Origin of the sequence: Candidatus Fukatsuia anoeciicola, assembly GCF_964059965.1 — a bacterium.
Lineage (GTDB): Bacteria > Pseudomonadota > Gammaproteobacteria > Enterobacterales > Enterobacteriaceae > Fukatsuia > Fukatsuia anoeciicola.
On sequence record NZ_OZ060923.1, the window covers coordinates 975777 to 996983 of the forward strand.

14 protein-coding genes and 1 pseudogene are annotated in these 21207 nt (G+C 27.8%); 8 read left to right on the forward strand and 7 right to left on the reverse strand.

The features are described from left to right. Positions 1 to 2379: 2379 nt before the first annotated feature. The 3 genes from ybeY (at position 2380) to lnt (ending at position 5371) form a co-directional block, all read left to right on the forward strand. Positions 2380 to 2856 (forward strand): rRNA maturation RNase YbeY, encoded by a 477-nt coding sequence (ybeY, locus tag AB4W73_RS03085; protein ID WP_367680374.1) that lies wholly within the window; start codon positions 2380 to 2382, stop codon positions 2854 to 2856. 67 nt (positions 2857 to 2923) lie between these two features. Next, on the forward strand, positions 2924 to 3802 hold the full coding sequence (gene corC, locus AB4W73_RS03090; protein WP_367680375.1) for a CNNM family magnesium/cobalt transport protein CorC: 879 nt from the start codon (positions 2924 to 2926) through the stop codon (positions 3800 to 3802). A gap of 6 nt (positions 3803 to 3808) precedes the next feature. Then, on the forward strand, positions 3809 to 5371 hold the full coding sequence (lnt, locus tag AB4W73_RS03095; RefSeq protein ID WP_367680376.1) for an apolipoprotein N-acyltransferase: 1563 nt from the start codon (positions 3809 to 3811) through the stop codon (positions 5369 to 5371). Here the strand turns inward: lnt and epmA are convergent. From epmA to bamD, 3 genes are all read right to left on the reverse strand, one after another. After that, entirely contained in the window at positions 5333 to 6319 is a 987-nt protein-coding gene (epmA, locus tag AB4W73_RS03100; protein WP_367680377.1) for an elongation factor P--(R)-beta-lysine ligase, read from the reverse strand. The two genes, lnt and epmA, sit on opposite strands and share 39 nt — an antisense overlap. A gap of 562 nt (positions 6320 to 6881) precedes the next feature. After that, complete coding sequence (gene hspQ, locus AB4W73_RS03105; protein WP_367680378.1) at positions 6882 to 7199, reverse strand: heat shock protein HspQ; 318 nt, start codon at positions 7197 to 7199, stop codon at positions 6882 to 6884. A 402-nt stretch (positions 7200 to 7601) separates the two neighbouring features. Then, the gene (bamD, locus tag AB4W73_RS03110) at positions 7602 to 8315 is read right to left on the reverse strand and encodes an outer membrane protein assembly factor BamD (protein ID WP_367680379.1); all 714 of its coding nucleotides are present in this window, start codon (positions 8313 to 8315) and stop codon (positions 7602 to 7604) included. Between the two features lie 165 nt (positions 8316 to 8480). Here bamD and rluD point away from each other — a divergent pair, with 165 nt between their 5' ends. From rluD to pssA, 3 genes are all read left to right on the forward strand, one after another. Next, entirely contained in the window at positions 8481 to 9446 is a 966-nt protein-coding gene (rluD, locus tag AB4W73_RS03115; protein ID WP_367680380.1) for a 23S rRNA pseudouridine(1911/1915/1917) synthase RluD, read from the forward strand. Between the two features lie 1639 nt (positions 9447 to 11085). Next, the gene (dusA, locus tag AB4W73_RS03120) at positions 11086 to 12081 is read left to right on the forward strand and encodes a tRNA dihydrouridine(20/20a) synthase DusA (RefSeq protein ID WP_367680381.1); all 996 of its coding nucleotides are present in this window, start codon (positions 11086 to 11088) and stop codon (positions 12079 to 12081) included. A gap of 161 nt (positions 12082 to 12242) precedes the next feature. After that, positions 12243 to 13598 carry a CDP-diacylglycerol--serine O-phosphatidyltransferase gene (gene pssA, locus AB4W73_RS03125; protein ID WP_367680772.1) on the forward strand — a complete coding sequence of 452 codons (1356 nt, stop codon included), beginning with the start codon at positions 12243 to 12245 and terminating at the stop codon, positions 13596 to 13598. A 235-nt stretch (positions 13599 to 13833) separates the two neighbouring features. Here the strand turns inward: pssA and nadD are convergent, their stop codons facing one another. The 4 genes from nadD to leuS are packed head-to-tail and all read right to left on the reverse strand — an operon-like array spanning position 13834 to position 18698. Beyond that, entirely contained in the window at positions 13834 to 14493 is a 660-nt protein-coding gene (gene nadD, locus AB4W73_RS03130; protein ID WP_367680773.1) for a nicotinate-nucleotide adenylyltransferase, read from the reverse strand. Between the two features lie 4 nt (positions 14494 to 14497). Beyond that, positions 14498 to 15532 (reverse strand): DNA polymerase III subunit delta, encoded by a 1035-nt coding sequence (holA, locus tag AB4W73_RS03135; protein ID WP_367680382.1) that lies wholly within the window; start codon positions 15530 to 15532, stop codon positions 14498 to 14500. Positions 15533 to 15572: 40 nt separating this feature from the next. Then, positions 15573 to 16097: an LPS assembly lipoprotein LptE gene (lptE, locus tag AB4W73_RS03140; protein ID WP_367680383.1), complete on the reverse strand. Its 525-nt coding sequence runs from the start codon at positions 16095 to 16097 to the stop codon at positions 15573 to 15575. 18 nt (positions 16098 to 16115) lie between these two features. After that, entirely contained in the window at positions 16116 to 18698 is a 2583-nt protein-coding gene (gene leuS, locus AB4W73_RS03145; protein WP_367680384.1) for a leucine--tRNA ligase, read from the reverse strand. Between the two features lie 810 nt (positions 18699 to 19508). Between leuS and rsmE the strand changes: the two are divergent. Both rsmE and gshB read left to right on the forward strand, forming a co-directional pair. Further along, positions 19509 to 20257: pseudogene (gene rsmE, locus AB4W73_RS03150) on the forward strand (16S rRNA (uracil(1498)-N(3))-methyltransferase). Then, positions 20250 to 21200 (forward strand): glutathione synthase, encoded by a 951-nt coding sequence (gshB, locus tag AB4W73_RS03155; RefSeq protein WP_367680385.1) that lies wholly within the window; start codon positions 20250 to 20252, stop codon positions 21198 to 21200. The pseudogene rsmE and the gene gshB overlap by 8 nt, the downstream one beginning before the upstream one ends. Positions 21201 to 21207 lie beyond the last annotated feature (7 nt).

The window sequence follows — 21207 nt, forward strand, 5'->3', positions numbered from 1 at the left end:
TATTTACTTATTTATCGCACGTTATATTATTTATTATCTAACATTAATAGTAATGCAATATAAATTCTATATACTATCTTAAAGAAAGATTTAGTTATATTATATAGAATATAACATTATTAATGAAAATCTTAATAACAGTAGCATAGTATAAAACTAATTTAGATTCTAATCCAATAAAAACCATAACGCTAAAAAATTAAAAAGTAATTTTTAGGTGTTATTGATAAGTTAATTTAATTATTTATTAATTATATCATCATTTATTTACTAAACATAATCTTAGCTTAATAGTTATGAAATAAAAACTAATAACATAGGATATACTTGTTATCATGCTCAAAATTTAAGTTAAGATTAATTTGTACAATTATTTTATATAATTATCAGCAATATGAGTATAGTTAATTTTTTACTCTAACCTATAAATTATACAGTAGTAATTTACAAATTCAGTTAATATAAATATTTAGTATAACATACTAGTATTTAAGATAATATCTTATTATTACGTATTAATTATTATAGTAAAATAAAAACTCAAAAATATAATTTCAAAGAAATTTTTTCATACTAATAAGCATAATTTAGTTATACAAGATACATCCCAAAAATTGGGTGATTTTATAAACATCGTGGTACAATATACCAATAAATTAACTTTATAATACCATAACTATAATATATCTAGCAAATTCAAGTGAATATCTTAGAAAAAAGTAAAATTTTATTGCTCTAAGTTATAGTTATTTACTTAGCTCTTTTAAATAGTAGGTGCTAATAGAGTCAGGTCAATAACTACGTTAATAGTAGATACACTAAAAATATTTAATATCATTGTTGCAATATACTAATATTACTTATCTATAATAAAGAATCTAATTAAATTATAATACTTTAGATATTTCATAATAATGGAATTATAATATTTTTATTATTTTGTAATTAATATATATTTAGGTAAGTTCTAGCTAAAAAGTAAGAGATAAACTTTTCTGTTTATAGATATTATGTATATGATTTCTCTACTTACCATTTAGTATTAGTAGACGATGCTATTTATGTCATGTATTTACTAGCTGTACGGGATTATTTAGGTTTTATAGATTTAGTAGGACCAATCTTTTTTAGCTTAATTATTTGTATTATTTAAGTAAAGATACTGGTTAATATCTTTATCTACAACCTTTATAAATACTACTATAAACATAGTACTATAAATTATTTATAATTAATAATTTACTATAAAATAGTATAATGCTTCTAATTAGTTATTATCTTAGATAATTGTTAGTATAAAATTTTGAACTACAGAGTAAAATTTTATACTTATAATAACCAAAGTTTATATTTAAATTTTACTGAGTATATCACTGAAATATTATTATTAGAGCCTTATAATTTAATTCAAATAAAGTTATAAAAATAGAAAGAATATTACATTATTAATCTTTACAAAGTACTTTGACTTAATTTTATTTATATTTAATAAAATTTTAGATTTAAAAAATAAATAGAAAGATACTAAAAGGTTACCTAAATTTTAGTATTGTATCTTAAATATATTAACATTTATAAAATATGTATTACCAATAACAATAACCATCTCTTTGAGATGGTTTAGATATTAGGTATTAGATTATTTTAGATATAGAAGTATTATTAATATTGCAATTAAAAATACTAGTTATAAACAACATCTCTTAAAAATTCTTAATAATATTAAGACAGATATCCTTGCATACAACTAGAGTACTATTAAGCTTAGTAAATTATCTATTGTTTTTATGTTAAAAGATAATTCGGAAATAGTAGCATGTTACTAAAGAACTTTTTATTCTAAAATTATAAAAGAAAGATAAAAAAATTTAGAATAGGATAAAAATCCTAGTATAATAATTCAAACTAACTTAAAGAATTAAGAATATACTTTTTATAAAATTTTTTCTATTTTTAAAAAAAATATTATAAGATTTTATTATATAAAAAGTTTAATTTTATCTTTTTATATAAATTATATGATAAGAAAATATTACCTATAATAATAGGATTTAGTTAACATATACTAAGAAAATTAGTATCTACTAGTTGTATATTATTTTAAATTAACGTTTAATATTTATTAAATAAAGTAAAATGATGGGAGGATTTTAGCTTCAAATTTCCTGTATAATAAACTTTATTAGTTTATCTTTTATATAAATGCATACATAAACTATTAGTTTATAAGCGTTTATAATTAAAATGAATTTATTACCTGCCCTTTTCTAATTGATTTATCTAAACGCTATTAGTATTATACTAATAGCGTTTAGATAATAATAATGTTGTTTTATAATATATAAAATCATAAAAATTATTTTAGTAACAGGAAGTTTAATGAACCAACAAGTTATTCTAGATTTACAAATTGCCTGTGTTAATAAACAAAATTTACCTTCTAAAACTACATTCCAATCTTGGTTAGATGCTGTACTTTTACAATTTCAAACAGTATTTGAAGTAACTATTAGATTAGTAGATAATACAGAAAGTCATTACTTAAATTTAACTTACCGCAGTAAAGATAAAGCAACTAATATACTATCTTTTCCCTTTGAAGCACCAGCGAAAATTGTATCACCATTACTAGGTGATTTAGTTATTTGTCGACAACTAATTGAACAAGAAGCAAGACAACAGAATAAAATACTATTGGCTCATTGGGCGCATATAGTTGTGCATGGTACTCTGCATCTGTTAGGGTATGATCATATTACTGATGATAAGGCAAAAAAAATGGAAATTCTTGAAACTAAAATTATGCAAACTTTGGGTTATCTTGATCCTTATCTTATAGAGAAAAACCCCAAATAACCGAGTTGACTATATAAATTTAGCTAATAATAAATTATTTAACATAGGTAATATTAATTAAAACGTCATGAACGACGACTATCCATTAAGTAATAATAACCCTATTCCTAAGAAAGGATTTTTGACTCTTATTCTGAGTTATTTATTCAATAATGAACCTAAAAATCGCAATGATCTATTAGAACTTATTCGCGACTCTGAACAAAAAGACCTCATAGATCTAGATACTCGTGATATGCTTGAGGGAGTTATGAATATAGCAAACCAGCGTTTACGAGATATTATGATTCCTCGTTCTCAAATGATTACGTTAAAACTTAATCAAACATTAGATACATGCTTACAGGTTATTATTGAATCATCACATTCTCGTTTTCCAGTAATAAGTGAAGATAAAGATCACGTTGAAGGCTTATTATTAGCAAAGGATTTACTGCCTTTTATACGTACTAATGCTGAGCCTTTTAGTATTAGCAAAGTATTACGTAATATTGTAATTGTACCAGAAAGTAAACATGTTGATCGTATGTTAAAAGAGTTTCGTTTACAACGTTACCATATGGCTATCGTAATTGATGAATTTGGAGGCGTTTCCGGCCTTGTAACTATTGAAGATATTTTAGAGTTAATTGTTGGTGAGATTGAAGATGAATATGATTATGAAGTTGATCAAAATATTCGTCAAATTGGCCATGGTAATTATAATATTTCAGCATTAACTAATATTGAAGACTTTAATCAGGTTTTTGGTACCCATTTTAGCAAGGATGAGGTTGATACTATTGGTGGTTTTGTGCTACAAGCCTTTGGTCATTTACCAACTTTAGGAGAATCTATTGAAATTGATGGTCATTTATTTAAAACATTAATAGTTAATAGCAGACGCATTATCCAAATTAACCTTAAAATTCTAAATAATATAACACCACTAAAATTAAAAGAATAGATTCTAATGATCATTACTTTGTTATTTAAACGTCAGTGGATACGTATACCATTAGCATTATTATTTGGCATTTGTGGCACAATTGCATTCTCTCCATTTGATTTTTGGCCTGCTGCTATTATTTCTTTATTTGGTTTATTAAGTTTAGTACTTAATTGTCGTAGTGCACGTGCTGCTACAATAGGTTTTTTTTGGGGAATAGGGCTTTTTAGCAGTGGTATTCATTGGATTTATATTAGTTTTGCTAAATTTAGTGGAATACCAATGGTGATAAGTATTTTTCTAGTAGTAATGTTAGCAGCTTATCTTTCTCTTTATCCTTTATTATTTGCTAGTTTATTAGTACGCCTATGTTCTACAGTAACCTGGTGGCAATTAGGAGTAGGAGCACCAGTATTATGGCAAATTACAGAATTTTTACGGGGATGGGTATTAACTGGATTTCCATGGTTACAATTTGGTTATAGCCAGATAAACGGTCCACTACAAGGAATTGCGCCAATTTTAGGTGTTGATGGTATTACTTTTATACTAGTTGCTATCAGCGGTTTATTAGTATATGCATGTCAAAAAAAATGTATCATTGCAGGCATTATTGCTTTAATACTCTTATTATTACCATTACCTTTGCGTTATTTATCTTGGTTTACGCTACAACCAGAACGAACAGTCAATATTGTTATGATACAAGGCAATATTACCCAATTAATAAAATGGGATCCAAAGATTTTAGCTAATATTCTGCAAATTTATCTAGATCAAACTCGTCCTTATATAGGTAAGGCGTCTATTATTGTCTGGCCAGAAACTGCTATTCCTGATATTGAAGCTAATCAATTTTTCTTTCTATCAATGATAAATCAACTAATGCATTCTAATTGTAGCAATCTTATTAGTGGTATTGTTAGTGTTCAATATACACAAAATAATAATTATTTATTTAATAATATCATTGTATTAGGAGAAAAAGAACATTATCAGCACCTAACAACTCAACACTATAGTAAATATCACTTAGTACCTTTCGGTGAATTCATACCACTAGAAAATTTATTACGCCCGCTTGCGCCATTTTTTAACTTACCTATGTCTTCTTTTAGTCGTGGCAATTACCAACAGCTACCACTCAATGTATCTGGTTTTAATTTAACTATGGCTATTTGCTATGAAGTAATCTTAGGTCAACAAATTAGAAATAATATTCGCCCAAATACTGATTTTCTATTAACAATTTCTAATAATGCCTGGTTTGGACACTCCATTGAGCCACAACAACACTTTCAAATGGCACGTATGCGAGCTTTAGAAACAGGTCGACCATTGCTAAGTAGCACTAATAATGGCATTACAGCAGTAGTTGGAGCAAATGGTAAAGTATTAAAAAAGATTCCTCAATTCACTCGTCAAGTATTAGAAATTAAAATAGCACCTACCTTTGGTACCACTCCTTATGTTCGTTTCGGTTCTTTGCCATTATGGATTATCACCTTAATCCTTGGAGTAAGTATAACATGGGATAATATAAAAAGATTATGCTCTTTCAATCGTAAAAGCCATGACTTCACTTAATTTTGTTGCTTTTAGTGCTAACATTACTAGGCGGTCAACGCCTAGAGATACACCAGAACAGGTAGGTAAACCATATTGTAAAGCATTAATAAAATTTTCATCAATTAAAGATTCTTTTAATCCTTGAGCAACTCGATAACGGTTATCTTGCTCAAAACGTTGTCTTTGTTCAGTAAAATTCGTTAATTCGTGAAAACCATTAGCTAATTCTATTCCTTTAAAATAAAACTCAAAACGTTCTGCAATTCGATAATCCTTATTGTTAATCTTTGCTAATGAAGCTTGCGATGCTGGATAATTATATATAACAATTGGTTTATCATGCCCAATAAGGGGTTCAATTCCTTCAACAAATAAAAACTGGAGTAAAGTATCAAGATTTTTTTCTTTATCTGCATTGCTTAAATTTAATTTAGACGCTACTTTACTAAGTTGTTGTATATCAGTAGCAAGTGGATCAATGGCTAAATAATCTAGAAAAATTTGCTGATAAGATACTCTTTTAGCAATATCGCAGCTTAATATTTGCTGTAATAACTCATCAACTTCATTAATTAATTCTATCATATCATAACCTACACGATACCATTCTAACATGGTAAATTCTGGATTATGAAGACGCCCTGATTCTTCATTACGGAAGCTACGTCCTAGTTGATAGATTGAGCCACTACCTGCTGCTAGTAGACGTTTCATGTGGTATTCTGGACTAGTTATCATGTATAATGTTGGTCTAATAGTCCTATCCGAGCTAATTAATTTAGTTTTAAAAGAAACAATATGAACATCTGTAATATTAGCTTGGCTCATAGCAGGTGTTTCAACTTCTAATACATTTCGATCAGCAAAAAATTGCCGTATTTCTGTTAATATTGCCGCACGTTTTCTTAAATTTTTAATAGGTGCATTTGGTTGCCAGTTTACTGTTTTATTTTTGTTTATATTCATAGTAATTCCTAATTAATAGCAAACTAAGCCCTACTAATTGATTATTTCGGTGGAACCAGTACTAAATACTTTTTAATATATAAAAATAATTATCTTATTAAAATTGATATGATTTAAAATCAATAAGTTATTTATTTTAATTAAAATTATTAGAAATCTAGTTTAAACTACCTGCTTTAATTTATGATAGCATTCTAAAATAATATTCTCGTTAATTTATTAAATATTATTATACTTTTATTATACTACTATATAAAAATTCAATTTTAGTTAGTAGTAAATACTATAGTTACTTTCAATGTTACATACTAATTTATATGTTAAAGTACTAGCATTAGTAATTTATTATAATAATTCTATGCAACAGTTAAATAACCATAACTTAACAGTTTAATAATTTTATCTATATTATAGAAAAATAGTTTCTATTACTGCATAGTAAAATTAGCTTCAGTTTATTTATTATTTTTTATTAAAAGGATGTAACCTTTATTTTAAAAAAATAGGCAACATAAAATACTAAAAAGCTTGCTTAAATTAGATGAATTTTAATAAAAAATAATTAGTTACGCAAACGATGGGCTTGTAACTGACCTCGGATAGATGCTGCTAATTCATCTAATGATGGCTGTTCAGGATGCGTCTCTAATACTTCATAAGCCAGCTGAATTTCTGCTAAATAGGTATGAATAGGATGCCCATCATCATCTTCCATTACTACATGATACCAAGGAGATAAGCGTAAATTATCATTACTGGCTAAATCATCAGGTTGTGGTTGTTCGAGTGAATACTCAGGATCAATATCAATTACTACACCTAAATAGTCAAGCAGTTTATGACGAACCTGTTGACCAATACCAAATTTGCTAGCAATCATTATAACCTCTGGAAAATATTGAGTTGCTAACTATACAAGGATAGCCCAAGATATTTCAAGTGATGTTATCTAAAAGAAAAATACTTTTAGTAAACATCTATTTTACCATAATAACTATTTTAAAATATTATCTAAACTCATATATCTATCTTAGATTTACCTGTTACTTGATTTATACTAATACATAAAAACCTAACTTATACTATTTAAATCTTTTATTCTTACTCTTATTTTTACTACTATATTAAATGCAGTTATTTTAAAATATTCTAACATATTATGTTGTATATTTTCAGTATTAAATAACCAAAGCTTTACCTTACTACTCAATAGGTTTAAGTTTATCTAATTACTAAGAAATTAGTAATTTATATTAGTATTCTTCATATAGGATTAGCATAATTAAACAGTAACTTTATTAGCCTGTTTAATTAATTGTAGCTGTCTATAAGCATTTTCCATTATAGGCAAAGCATAACGAGTTGCTTGTGTATTAGGATAATTCTGTAACATTTGTTTTATACGATTAATAACAGCAACATAAGCTTTATTTTTAGCATAGTATTGTACAATTGCTAATTCATGCTTCGCTAAACGATTTGCTATGTACAGTAGTTGTTTTTGGCTATCTAATATATATTGACTATGCGGATAGTTTTTTAATAACTCATTAAAATCATAAAATGCTGCTAGTGCATATGTTGGATCACGATCTGAACGATCAATCTGGAAAAAACCTTGTAACATATTATTATCTAGTGCTATGTTAGTTAAACCACGCATATATAAAATATAATCACTATTACGATGTTTAGGATTAAGACGCATAAAACGATTAATAAGTGTTTGTGTCATTGATAAATTAGCAGATTTGTAATAAGCATAAATTAAATCAAAGTATACCTGTTGGGAATAAGGATTAAAAGGATAGTGGTTATTTAATACTTCTAGTTGCGTAATAGCTTCTCCAAAGTTATTATTTTGTAATTTTTTTTGAGCATCAGCATAAAGTTCAGTAGGTGATTTTTCAATAATTTTATATTTATTACTAGAACACCCTATAAGAAGTAAGTGCAATATAACAACTACTGCTAAATGTGTTATACGTATTATCATATTTTAATTATCCTTAAAATATTATTATCAGAGATTAACGAATTAAGTATTTGATATATATGCAAGAATAGAAGTACATTAGATTTCTTTCTACCATTTAATAAGAAATTTATTATATAAAATAAGTCTATTACTAAAACTCAATATCAATAAAAGAAGCTATGCATGATAAAAACATTAAAACTTAATACAATAGTAGCTGAATCACAGCTCGGACAACGTTTAGATCAGGCTTTAGCTAAATTATTTCCAGATTATTCAAGATCATGTATAAAAAAATGGATTTTAGCAGATCAGGTTATAGTTAATGGTAAAAAAATAAATAAACCTAGAAATAAGGTTTTAGGTAATGAATTTATTAGTATTAATGCCCAAATGAAAGAAGATAATCCTTGGATACCTCAAGCAATTTTTTTAGATATTGTATATGAGGATAATGATATTTTAGTGATTAATAAGCCTCGTAGTCTAATCGTTCATCCTGGCGCAGGCAATATTGATGGTACTATTTTAAATGCTTTGATACATTTTTATCCAGCAATTATTAATGTCCCACGTGCTGGCATTGTCCATCGTTTAGATAAAAATACTACAGGTTTAATGGTTGTTGCTAAAACTATACCTGCACATACTTATTTAGTGCAAGCATTACAAAAACATAAAATTATACGAGAATATGAAGCTATTGTTATTGGTAATATAATATCAGGAGGTATAGTTGAAAAACCAATTACACGTCATCCAGTTAAACGCACTCACATGATAGTGCACCTAACAGGTAAACCTGCAATTACGCATTATCGTGTTATAGAGCATTTTCGTGCGTATACTCACTTGCAACTGTGTTTGAAAACTGGACGAACTCATCAAATACGTGTTCATATGTCTCATATTCAACATTCATTAGTAGGTGATCCAATGTATAGTGGTCAACTAAGTTATCCTAAGGATACATCTGATATTCTAATTAATAAACTACGTAATTTCAACCGTCAGGCGCTACATGCAACAATGTTACGTCTGCTTCATCCTATTAGTAGAATTCCAATGGAATGGCATGCAGCCTTACCAGAAGATATGGCTACTTTGATCACTTTACTTCAGGCTGATAAGAAAAATATTTCAAAATAAAAGGACCTATAATAAGTTTTCTTATAGCTTAGAATTAACCAATACTATTAAAATTAAAATTTATAGTATAGATTTTATGTTTGTGCTAAATAGTTTATCTATAATTTATTAAATTTAGTATCTAAGTTAATTAGAGGTTCTATAAAATATAGTATTAATAGATTTTTTGTAAGTAAAGACTTAGATACTGTAATAAAAAGCACATAAATTTATTGTAAAATTAGCAATAACTATTAATTGATATTAATAGTTATTGCTAAAAGTAATCATGTTATATGGTATTTACTAGCTATTATGAATAATAACAAATATTATATAGCATAAAATAAAATATAACCTCCAAGTTAAATATTATTTTATAGAACACTGTTAAAAATTTAATATTATAAATCCAGACCGGTTATAGATTAGTTTTAAGAGAGACCATTACTATGTATTTTTATATAACCTAGATTTAAATTAATAAATTTAATTTACTTATTGTTTATGAAATAACGGCATAAAAATCTAAATATAACTATAAAATACTATAAAAAATCAAATTTATCAAAAAATATTCTCATTAATAAGAAATCTAAGTTAGATCTCTAATAATTATGCCTAAAAATAACTTATTAGTTTAAAACTATTTAAATTAATAAAGAAATTATATTCTCTATTTTAAATAACTTGTAATATTAGTTTAATTAACTAAATTTGATGAATTAAGTGTGCACTTTTAAAATATATAAAAATATAAAAATATAATATTACTTTTAGTGTTAGATAGATATAAAAAATTTTCTTTAGTATATCTAAGAGCATTAAATTTTTCATTAATTTATTCTCCAATTTATTCTTTCATGGATTCATATCTAATACTATCTATATATATGATATATAAGTGTATTTTAAATATATAAAAATTACTAATAAAATTATTATATATTTTAAGGTATATGCTTCATGAAATAATATTTATAAATTGTAATTATAATTATAATTTAATTGCTTAGATTCATAAATTATATATTCTCTAATATAAATAAAATATAACAGGATTATTTGTTATGCATTCTTATTAATTTAAATTTAAAAAATTAATTTACGTTTATTAATAACAATTTTCAGTAATTTATTAAATTTTTATATTAATTGTTATTAGTGTATGTTGATTTGATTATTAATCATAAGATATGTGTAATTATTTATATATTACTAAATTATTTTTAATATAGAATAGCAAATATACACAAGTTATATTGTTTATTAATAGATGATCTTTATAAAAAAATTGAGTACCGCTTAATATAAAATTCTCAATAGACAGGTTTAAGTATATTATTAATATAGTTCTTTTATTATATCACTAAATATTCATCTATTTTAAAATTGATGCTAAAATATTAAAATGTTTTCACATTATAAATAATCTATTCATCTCTAATTTAAGTTAAGTAAATTTTAAAACATAAAGATATAGCATGTCACACTATTTATGGATACTTTCTATGCTAGAATGTATCATGTTTTAATTTTTTTCTTGTTCAATATCCTATGTATTAGCAATGCTTTATAGGATACTTATAAAAAGTATACAAAACTTTATATGCATAAGAATAAAAAAAGAATAAATTCAATATTGTCTACTAACAGGGATATGCTAAAGCAAACTTACCCTTTAGGGCGTTTTTCTGTAGCACCAATGCTTAATTGGACTGATCGTCATTGCCGCTATTTTCATCGTTTACTAACTAAACAAACATTATTATATACTGAAATGATTACTACTAATGCTATTATTCATGGTAAAAGTAATTGTTTAAAATATAATAAACAAGAGCACCCTATTGTATTACAATTAGGTGGCCATGAACCATTAGCATTAGCGTATTGTGCTAAATTAGCAGAGCAAAAAGGTTATGATAAAATTAATCTTAACATTGGCTGCCCTTCTAATCGAGTACAAAATGGTCGTTTTGGTGCTTGCTTAATGGCAGAAGCAGATTTAGTTGTTAATTGTATTAGTGCTATACATGATGTAGTATCAATTCCTATTACTGTTAAAACACGTATTGGAATTGATCAACAAGATAGTTATGCATTTTTATATGAATTTGTGCAAAAAATTACCGATAAAGGTAAGTGTAACACTTTAATAATTCATGCTCGTAATGCATGGCTTTCTGGACTAAGCCCCAAAAAAAACCGAGAAGTACCACTTCTTAATTATGCTCGTGTTTATAAACTTAAACGTGATTTTCCAGCATTACATATTTCTATTAATGGGGGTATAAAAACATTAGCGGAAGCTGTCAATCATCTCAAATATGTTGATGGTGTAATGATAGGACGTGAAGCTTATCAAAATCCTGCTATTTTAACCCAGGTAGATTTTAATCTTTTTCATTCTAAATCTCCGATAGTAAATGGCGTAAGTGCAATAGAAGCATTATATCCCTATATTGAACAGGAATTATCTCAAGGAACCCGTCTTAGTAGTATTACTCGTCATATTCTTGGTATGTTTCAAGGTATTCCTGGTGCGCATAAGTGGCGACGTTATTTAAGTGAAAATGCTTATAAGTCTAGTGCAAATATTATGGTTATTGAACAAGCACTCTCCTTGGTACGTGATAGGTTTGAGTCTAATTAAATTCTAAAAACCTATTTAAGATTATTATAAATAACAACATAAATAAGTAAAACTTACATATAATTTTTAAGGTAATGATATTACTATCCGTTTGTTGGAAGAGGATATTCCTAACTGTAATACTTTTACTATTAAATAATAATATAGAAGAAAATACTATGATACTATCAAAATTTAAACGTAGTAAATACCAACAACCACTCTGTTATTTACCAAAACTTCCTCAGGCTATTGATGATATTCAAACATTGTACTGTCCTAAAATTTTTCGCTCCACACTACTAACATTAATTGCACAGGCAACTAGACGAATTTATCTGATAGCACTTTATTTTGAAAAAGATGAAGCAGGTCAAAATATACTTACCGCATTATATCGAGCAAAAAAACAACGACCTAAATTAGAAATCTGCTTATTAGTAGATTGGCACCGAGCACAACGATGTCGCATCGGGGATATGACAGGAAATACTAATGTAGATTGGTATTGCCAAATGGCTGAAAAAAATGAGGGAACTATAGTTCCTATTTATGGTGTTGCAGTTAATACACGTGAAGCTCTAGGAGTCTTACACTTAAAAGGATCTATCATTGATGATAATGTTATTTATAGTGGAGCTAGTATTAATGATGCTTATCTTTATCAACATGATAAATATCGTTATGATCGATATCAATTAATTAAAAATCCAGCATTAGCTACTGTTATGCTATCTTATATTAAACAACAAGTTTTAAATACTGGAGTAGCACAACGTTTAGATCGCCGTAATTGTCTAAATAATTCTGATATCAAAAGTAAAACTAGACATTTTCGTCTTAAGTTACGTGATATTGGTTATCAATTTACTAATGATGCAGATAATGAAGAATTAGCAGTTACTCCATTAGTAGGATTAGGTAAAAAAAACCCACTAAATAATACGATTGATGCTCTAATGTGTTCTACTCAACAATACCTTATTATTTGTATTCCATATTTTAACTTACCTACATTATTAATACGCAATATTACTTATTTATTACAAAATGGTAAACAAATTGAAATTATTGTTGGTGATAAAACAGCAAATGATTTTTATATCCCAGAAAACCAACCTTTTAAGATGATTGGTACTTTACCTTATCTATATGAAATTAATCTACGACGTTTTTTTAGGAGCTTACAACAATATGTAGATATTGGTCAACTTATTATTCGCCTATGGAAAGACGGTAATAATAGTTATCACTTAAAAGGAATCTGGATAGACGATAAATGGCAATTGATTACTGGTAATAATCTAAATCTACGTGCCTGGCATCTAGATTTAGAAAATGCTATTCTTATTCATGATCCTCAATACCAGATGCAAGAACAGCGTACTAAAGAGTTATTATTTATTCGCAGACATACTCGAGTATTAACTCATTACCTTGATTTAGATAATTTACAACAATATCCAAATAAGGTACAAAAACTTATTCGTCGTATGCGTAGTATACATATTGATCGCCTTATTAACCGTATCCTCTAAAGATAGAAAATTGTCTTAGCTATAAATCAAATAAAATTAATCAATATTATGCAAAATATTATAAAATAATAAAAATAAAAAATATTTTTTACTATATATAGTAACACGATTAAAACTTAAAATTTAATATAATAGTTTTTTAAATCATATATCTACAAATTTATATTAAGCAAAATATTTAAATTAACTATTATTATAAAAATAATTAATTGATAAAGTGAAAATTTTATTGTTATTAACAATATAGATTTTGGAGTTTAATATATTGTTGAACTGAATGCGGTAATAAGTAATCACAGCATTGATTTTGATGGTAACGACGACGAATATCAGTTGCTGAAATATCTAATAAAGGTGTGTTAGCTAAATAAATATAACCTTTTGGTTGTTGATTAAGTTTTTTAATATTATCTGTTTGATAAGTATTTAGCCACTGCTGTAATTCAGTATTTATTAATTTATTATTATAACTTGGTCGAGCACAAACTAATAAATGACAAATATCTAATAGCGACTGCCATTTATGCCATTTATGTAACCATAATAATGAATCTTGACCAATAATAAATGCTAAAGGAAATTTTAGACCTTGTTGTTGACGTATAATTTTAAGAGTATTGATAATATAAGAGGGGTTACTAGATTGTAATTCACGCGTGTCTATACGAAATAATGGGTTATTCGCGACTGCTAATTCAATCATTTTTAAACGTTGCCATGGACTTGCTTCTGGTTGTGGACGATGAGGCGGAACATGATTAGGTAATAATATAACTTGTTGTAACCCTAGCTGTTGTGCTAAAACTTCTACTGGTCGTAAATGACCATAATGAATGGGGTCAAAAGTTCCACCAAATAGAGCATAAAAACTAGAAACCGTTTGTTTTTTATACATTACCCTAGTAGACATTAAGTAAACTCTCAGGTAATTCTATGCCACAAAGTAGCATAGATAGAGTTTCGAGTCTTAACCATATCGATTGACAATAGTTATTTTTCAATTCTATTTCTATTTGTGCTAATAAATGTATGGCTTGTTGAATCTGAAATAACGAAAGACGTTGTAGCGCTTTCATTATTATGTTACGACGATTTTGCCAAACTTTGTGTTGTTTAAATAAACTATATAATTGAATTTGTTCCATATTGCATTTTAATGTTAATAGTAATAAGAGGTTAGGTTGTAAAACTCGTAGAAGAATAACAGGATGCTCTTCTTCCTGCTGTAATCTCTGTAATATGTGCCAAGTTCGTTCTTTTTCTCCTATTAAGAGAGCGTCTAACCAATGATAAGGTGTAAAGCGAGCAACATCATTAGCTATTTGTTTAACATGTAATAACGTAAGTCTTTTATTAGGATAAAGTAATGATAGCTTTTGTAATATTTGTGAAAGTGCGAATAAATTACCCTCATAACAGTAACAAAGTAACTGGATTGCCGTTGTATCTATATCTAATTTCATATTTTGAATACGATTATTAACCCAATGCGGTAACTGAGTTTGATCTGGTGTTTGACAGTTTATAAAAACTGCATTTTTACTTAATAATTTATACCAAATACTATTTTGCTGAATTTTAGTCAGCTTATTTATGCGTAGTAGTAGTAAAATATCAGGATGTAATAATACTGTCAGTTTAATAAGTTGTTGGCTCATCAACGCTGTTAACCCGCTATCAGGAAAAATAAGTAACAAAATTTGGCGACAGGTAAATAGATTACGCGCCTGACAAAGAGTAAAAATATTCATCCATTCAGTATAACTATCCAGAATAATACTGAAATATTCATTAAAACCCTGATGTTTAGCAGCATGATAAATGGCATCTTGACTTTCCTGTAATAATAGAGGGTCATTACCATAGAGCAGATAACAATTACGTAATCCTTGTTGTAATTGCATAGAAAGTTGTTCTGTAGAGACGTATATCATTTGTTAAAGATAGTAACTGGAATAGTATTATTAGTAGGTATTACATTATTTTTTCATTCTTTTTATTTTTTTTTATATCTATTATTAGTAGTTGTTGTACTAATTGTTTAGCAGCTTGTTTAAACATTTCTTGGTAGAGAATATTATTCTCTGCATCTTTGGCTAATGCCGTTAATGGGTTATCAAAGAAAGAACGAAATATAGTTACATGTAATGGATAAATACCCTGTCTTGGTATAATCATCTGAGCTTGTATCCTTAATACTAATTGATTTTCAGCAGTAGTTCCGTCTTGAAAAATTGATACTGCATTTTGGTTATTGGAAAATTTTATAATCCGTAATATTGGTATATCCTTATGTACAGGATTATCAATAATATTAATGTTATACAATGATAATTGCTGACGTACAAAATATGTTAATGGATCATAAGGATCACTACTTTCTAGCAAAATAGTTTGCAGTTCCAGTGGTATATGAGCTATACTATACAGATGAAAACTACAACTAGTATTAACTAGCACTATTAATCCTAAAAATGATGTTAAAATACGATGGCGCACAACCCCACCCTTACTCCTTTAATCTATAACAAAATTTAGTAATTTACCTGGGACATAGACTATATTACGTACTGTAGCTCCCTCTAAGTATTTAGCTACTAAATATTCTTGAGTGGCAATTTGACAAATTTGTTGTTTGGTTGCATCAGTAACTACCGTAATTTTACCACGTACTTTGCCATTTACCTGTATAACTATTAATCTTGAAACTTTAACCATTGCTTCTTGCTTAACAATCGGCCAAGGTACTCTATCGATATCTTCTGTACCCTTTAGTTCTTTCCATAAGATAAAACAAATATGTGGTGTGAATGGATAAAGCATACGTACTACTGCTAGTAATGCTTCTTGCATTAATGCTCGATCTTGTTCAGTATTTTGTGATGTACGCTCTAATTGATTCACTAATTCCATTATTGACGCAATAGCAGTATTAAATGCTTGACGACGACCAATATCATCAGTAACTTTACTAATAGTTTTATAAAGATCATAACGTAAAGATTTTTGTGAATTATTTAAGTCAGAGATAACTAATGATTGAGGAGCACCCTTTTTAAGATGATAAAAAACTAGTCGCCAAATACGTTTTAAAAAGCGACTAATACCTTCAACGCCTGATTCTTGCCATTCTAGAGTCATCTTAGCAGGTGCTGCGAACATCATAAATAAACGAATAGTGTCCGCACCATATTTTTTAACCATTATTTCTGGGTTAATACCATTATTCTTTGATTTCGACATTTTACTCATGCCGGCATAGATAAGTTGATGACCATTACTATCAACAGCTTTAACGATATGACCTTTATTATCACGTTCAATAATTGCATCGGTAGGAGAAACCCAGACTCGCTTACTATTATCAACTAGATAATAAAATGCATCAGCTAATACCATTCCTTGACATAATAAACGTTTTGCTGGTTCATCAGAGTTAACAAAACCAGCATCACGCATTAATTTATGGAAAAAACGAAAATACATTAAATGCATAATAGCATGCTCAATACCTCCAACATATTGATCAACTGGTAACCAGTAGTTAGCAGCAGCAGGATCTATCATTCCTTCATTATATTGTGGACAAGTGTAGCGTGCGTAATACCAAGATGATTCCATAAAAGTATCAAAGGTATCTATTTCACGAAAACCTAAAAAACCATTTATCTTAGTTTTAGCCCATTGTTGATCTACTTTAATTAACCTACTAGTTTCATCTATTATTACATTTTCTGATAAAATTACTGGTAATTTATTGGCAGGTATAGGTATTATACTACCATCTTGTAACATAATCATAGGAATAGGAGCACCCCAATAACGCTGACGGGAAATACCCCAATCACGTAAGCGGTAGTTAATTTTTCGCCGTCCAACACCAATGGATACTAATTTATCCGTAATAGCGTTACAACCATCCTTATGATTTAGACCGTCAAATTCATTAGAATTAAATAGAATACCTTTCTGAGTTATTGCCTGTCTGCTTGTATCTATTTGATGGTTATTAGCTACTAAAATTACAGTTTTTATAGGTAAATTATATTTAACGGCAAACTCCCAATCTTGCTGATTATGACCTGGTACAGCCATAACTGCACCAGTACCATAATCCATTAGTACAAAATTTGTAACCCAAATAGCCAATTTTTCACCGTTTAAAGGATGAATAGCATACAAACCAGTCGCTACACCTTTCTTTTCCATCGTTACAGTTTCAGCTTCAGAAACTTTAGTATTATAATGCTGATCGATAAATTTAGCTAAGGAAGGGTTTATTGCTGCAACTTGTAAAGATAGAGGATGATTTATTGCAACTGCCACGTAGGTTACGCCCATAAAAGTATCTGGTCTTGTAGTGTAGAGAGTTAATTTTTCTTTACTACCAATAACATTAAAGATAATTTCCACTCCAGTAGAACGACCAATCCAGTTCCGTTGCATAGTTTTTACTTGTTTTGGCCAACTTTCTAGTTTATCTAGATCATCAAGTAATTGATCGGCATAATTAGTAATTTTAATAAACCATTGTGGAATTTCTTTGCGCTCTACTTTACTATCACAACGCCAACAACAATTATTAATTACTTGCTCGTTAGCTAATACGGTTAAATCATATGGACACCAATTAACAGCAGCATTTTTTTTATAGACCATCCCTTTTTGATATAATTGAGTAAAAAACCATTGTTCCCAACGATAGTAATCTGGTTTGCAAGTAATGATTTCACGATCCCAATCATAACTAAAACCTAATAACTTCAATTGATCCTTCATATGTTTGATATTTTTATAAGTCCATAGTGCTGGAGTGGTTTCATTTTTTATTGCTGCATCTTCTGCTGGCAAGCCAAATGCATCCCAACCTATAGGCTGTAATACATTTTTACCAAGCATACGTTGGTAACGAGAAATAACATCTCCAATAGTATAATTACGCACATGCCCCATATGAAGATATCCTGAAGGATAGGAAAACATTGAAAGGCAATAATATTTTTTTTTGCTACTATCTTCAGTTACTTTAAAAGTCTGTTGTTGTTGCCAATAATGTTGTACATATGATTCAATATCTTTTGGACAATACTGCTCTTGCATGATAGCAACTAATCCTATATTAAAAATAATTAGGTATTATAATTTCACATAGCATAACTGATAAATAGTAGAAACAGCAACAAAGAAATGATAACCATATTAATTTATAAATAATTTTAATGATTTTCTATCATATACTGTTATATAGTATTATATACTAATGTTAGATTTTTTATTATATACTAGGCCTAATTAAGTAACTTAATATCATTATATTTTATAATTTTATATTTATTATTATTTTATAATATTATGTTTAATTAATATAACTATTAATAATAGCTTAAGTTTTTTGATTTAATTTTTAATTTATGATCTAATTTAATTAAAATAATAAAATATCATGTATAGATTTTAGTTTAAATCAAGTAATGTTATTTAGGTTTATTTAGTAGTTAAAATATAATACGGTATAATATAGAATATTTATATTAATTATTATTTAATTAAAATATATTTACAGAAAACTAATTATAATTAGTTAACTAATTAACTATAATGAAGTACAAAATATTAATTAATTAATATTAAGATGGATAAATACAGGTTAATATATGATAAAAATAAATTTTAAAAATAAAAGACTTAGCTACTAAATTATACTTATAGTGCTAGTATTAATAACTATTTTATATGAGCAATTATTATTAATTATGCACTTCTAAACAATAGAGTAAATTCCTAAAGTTTAGGATTAATAATATATAGTTAACTTATATAAATATTAATGTAAAATATATATTGCTTAAGTTTAGGTAATTAAAATTTTATATATAGCTAGCTTACCCCGTATTGACTAGGGCAAAATATATGCATATACCTCGTATTTATCATCCCTTATTATTATCCCCTTATAGTAAGGTATTACTTAATAGTAATGCTGCCCGGCATGTTAGTCGTGTATTACGCATGTCTGTTGGACAAACTCTGCATTTATTTGATGGCAGTAATCAAGTTTTTACTGCTAATATTATCTATATAGATCAAAAAAATGTCTCTGTTCAGCTTGAAGCTGCTAAAGTAGAGGATCGTGAATCACCTTTAAAATTACACTTAGGACAGGTTATATCTCGTGGTGAAAAGATGGAATTTACTATTCAAAAATCTATTGAATTAGGTGTTAACATAATTACTCCATTATTTTCACAACGTTGTGGAGTCAAACTTAATAAAAAACGCTTAGAAAAAAAAAACAGCAGTGGCAAAATATTGCTATTACTACTTGCGAACAATGTGGTCGTAATACCATTACTGAAATTCGTGCTGCCATGTTACTTTCTGATTGGTGCCAACAAAAAAGTAACAGTACAAAGTTAAATCTAAATCCATACACTAATCAAAGCATTAATAGTCTAATGCCATCAATAAATAATATTCGCCTGTTAGTTGGCTCAGAAAGTGGTTTATCCGTTGATGAAATTGCTATGACTGTACGTAATGGATTTACTAATATTCTATTAGGACCACGCATTTTACGTACAGAAACTGCAGCGCTCGTTGCAATTACTGCATTACAATTACGTTTTGGTGATCTAAATTATAAGGAAAAAAATGATTAAGCTTGGTATTGTGATGGATCCTATATCATTAATCAACATAAAAAAAGATAGTAGCTTTGCGATGTTGCTTACAGCTGAAAAACGGGGCTGGCAATTATATTATATGGAAATTAATGATCTCTATTTACGTAACGATGAGGGGCGTGCTCATACTCGCATAATTAATGTTAAAGATGATTATAACAAATGGTATAGTTTTGGGGATGAGCAGGATCAATCACTACATAATTTTAATGTTATTCTAATGCGCAAAGATCCACCATTTAATAATGAATTTATGTATGCTACCTATATTTTACAGCGAGCAGAAATGAAAGGTACTTTAGTAGTTAATAAACCACAAAGTTTACGTGACTGTAATGAAAAGTTATTTACTACATGGTTTCCTGATTTAACACCAGATACTTTGGTAACTAGAAGCACAAAACAAATCCGTAAATTTCATGAGAAATATGGGGATATCATATTAAAACCATTAGAAGGTATGGGTGGGACCTCTATTTTTCGCGTGAAACTTAAAGATCCTAACTTATCAGTAATTATTGAAACCTTAACTAGACAGGGACACCGTTTCTGTATGGTACAAAATTTTCTACCAGCAATTGAAGAGGGCGATAAACGTGTACTAATCGTTGATGGTAAACCTGTGCCTTATTGCTTAGCGCGAATCCCTGCTCAAGGCGAAACGCGAGGTAATTTAGCAGTTGGTGGGCGTGGTGAAGTGCGCCCTCTTAGTGATAGTGATTGGAAAATTGCACATACTGTCGCACCGTTATTAAAAGAAAAAGGATTAATTTTTGTTGGTTTAGATATTATTGGTGATCGTCTTACTGAAATTAACGTTACTAGCCCTACTTGCATTAGAGAAATTGAAGCAAAATCTTTAATATCTATTACAGGTATGTTGATGGATGCTATAGAAAGATATATTGCAAGTAACTAGTAGGATA

What these genes read in the sequence shown, in the direction of transcription:
- bamD (WP_367680379.1), bottom strand. Translation starts at nt 8,315, where the DNA reads ATGATAATACGTATAACACATTTAGCAGTAGTTGTTATATTGCACTTA.
- epmA (WP_367680377.1), bottom strand. Translation starts at nt 6,319, where the DNA reads ATGAATATAAACAAAAATAAAACAGTAAACTGGCAACCAAATGCACCT.
- corC (WP_367680375.1), top strand. Translation starts at nt 2,924, where the DNA reads ATGAACGACGACTATCCATTAAGTAATAATAACCCTATTCCTAAGAAA.
- nadD (WP_367680773.1), bottom strand. Translation starts at nt 14,493, where the DNA reads ATGTATAAAAAACAAACGGTTTCTAGTTTTTATGCTCTATTTGGTGGA.
- dusA (WP_367680381.1), top strand. Translation starts at nt 11,086, where the DNA reads ATGCTAAAGCAAACTTACCCTTTAGGGCGTTTTTCTGTAGCACCAATG.
- rluD (WP_367680380.1), top strand. Translation starts at nt 8,481, where the DNA reads ATGATAAAAACATTAAAACTTAATACAATAGTAGCTGAATCACAGCTC.
- holA (WP_367680382.1), bottom strand. Translation starts at nt 15,532, where the DNA reads ATGATATACGTCTCTACAGAACAACTTTCTATGCAATTACAACAAGGA.
- lnt (WP_367680376.1), top strand. Translation starts at nt 3,809, where the DNA reads ATGATCATTACTTTGTTATTTAAACGTCAGTGGATACGTATACCATTA.
- leuS (WP_367680384.1), bottom strand. Translation starts at nt 18,698, where the DNA reads ATGCAAGAGCAGTATTGTCCAAAAGATATTGAATCATATGTACAACAT.
- gshB (WP_367680385.1), top strand. Translation starts at nt 20,250, where the DNA reads ATGATTAAGCTTGGTATTGTGATGGATCCTATATCATTAATCAACATA.
- ybeY (WP_367680374.1), top strand. Translation starts at nt 2,380, where the DNA reads ATGAACCAACAAGTTATTCTAGATTTACAAATTGCCTGTGTTAATAAA.
- hspQ (WP_367680378.1), bottom strand. Translation starts at nt 7,199, where the DNA reads ATGATTGCTAGCAAATTTGGTATTGGTCAACAGGTTCGTCATAAACTG.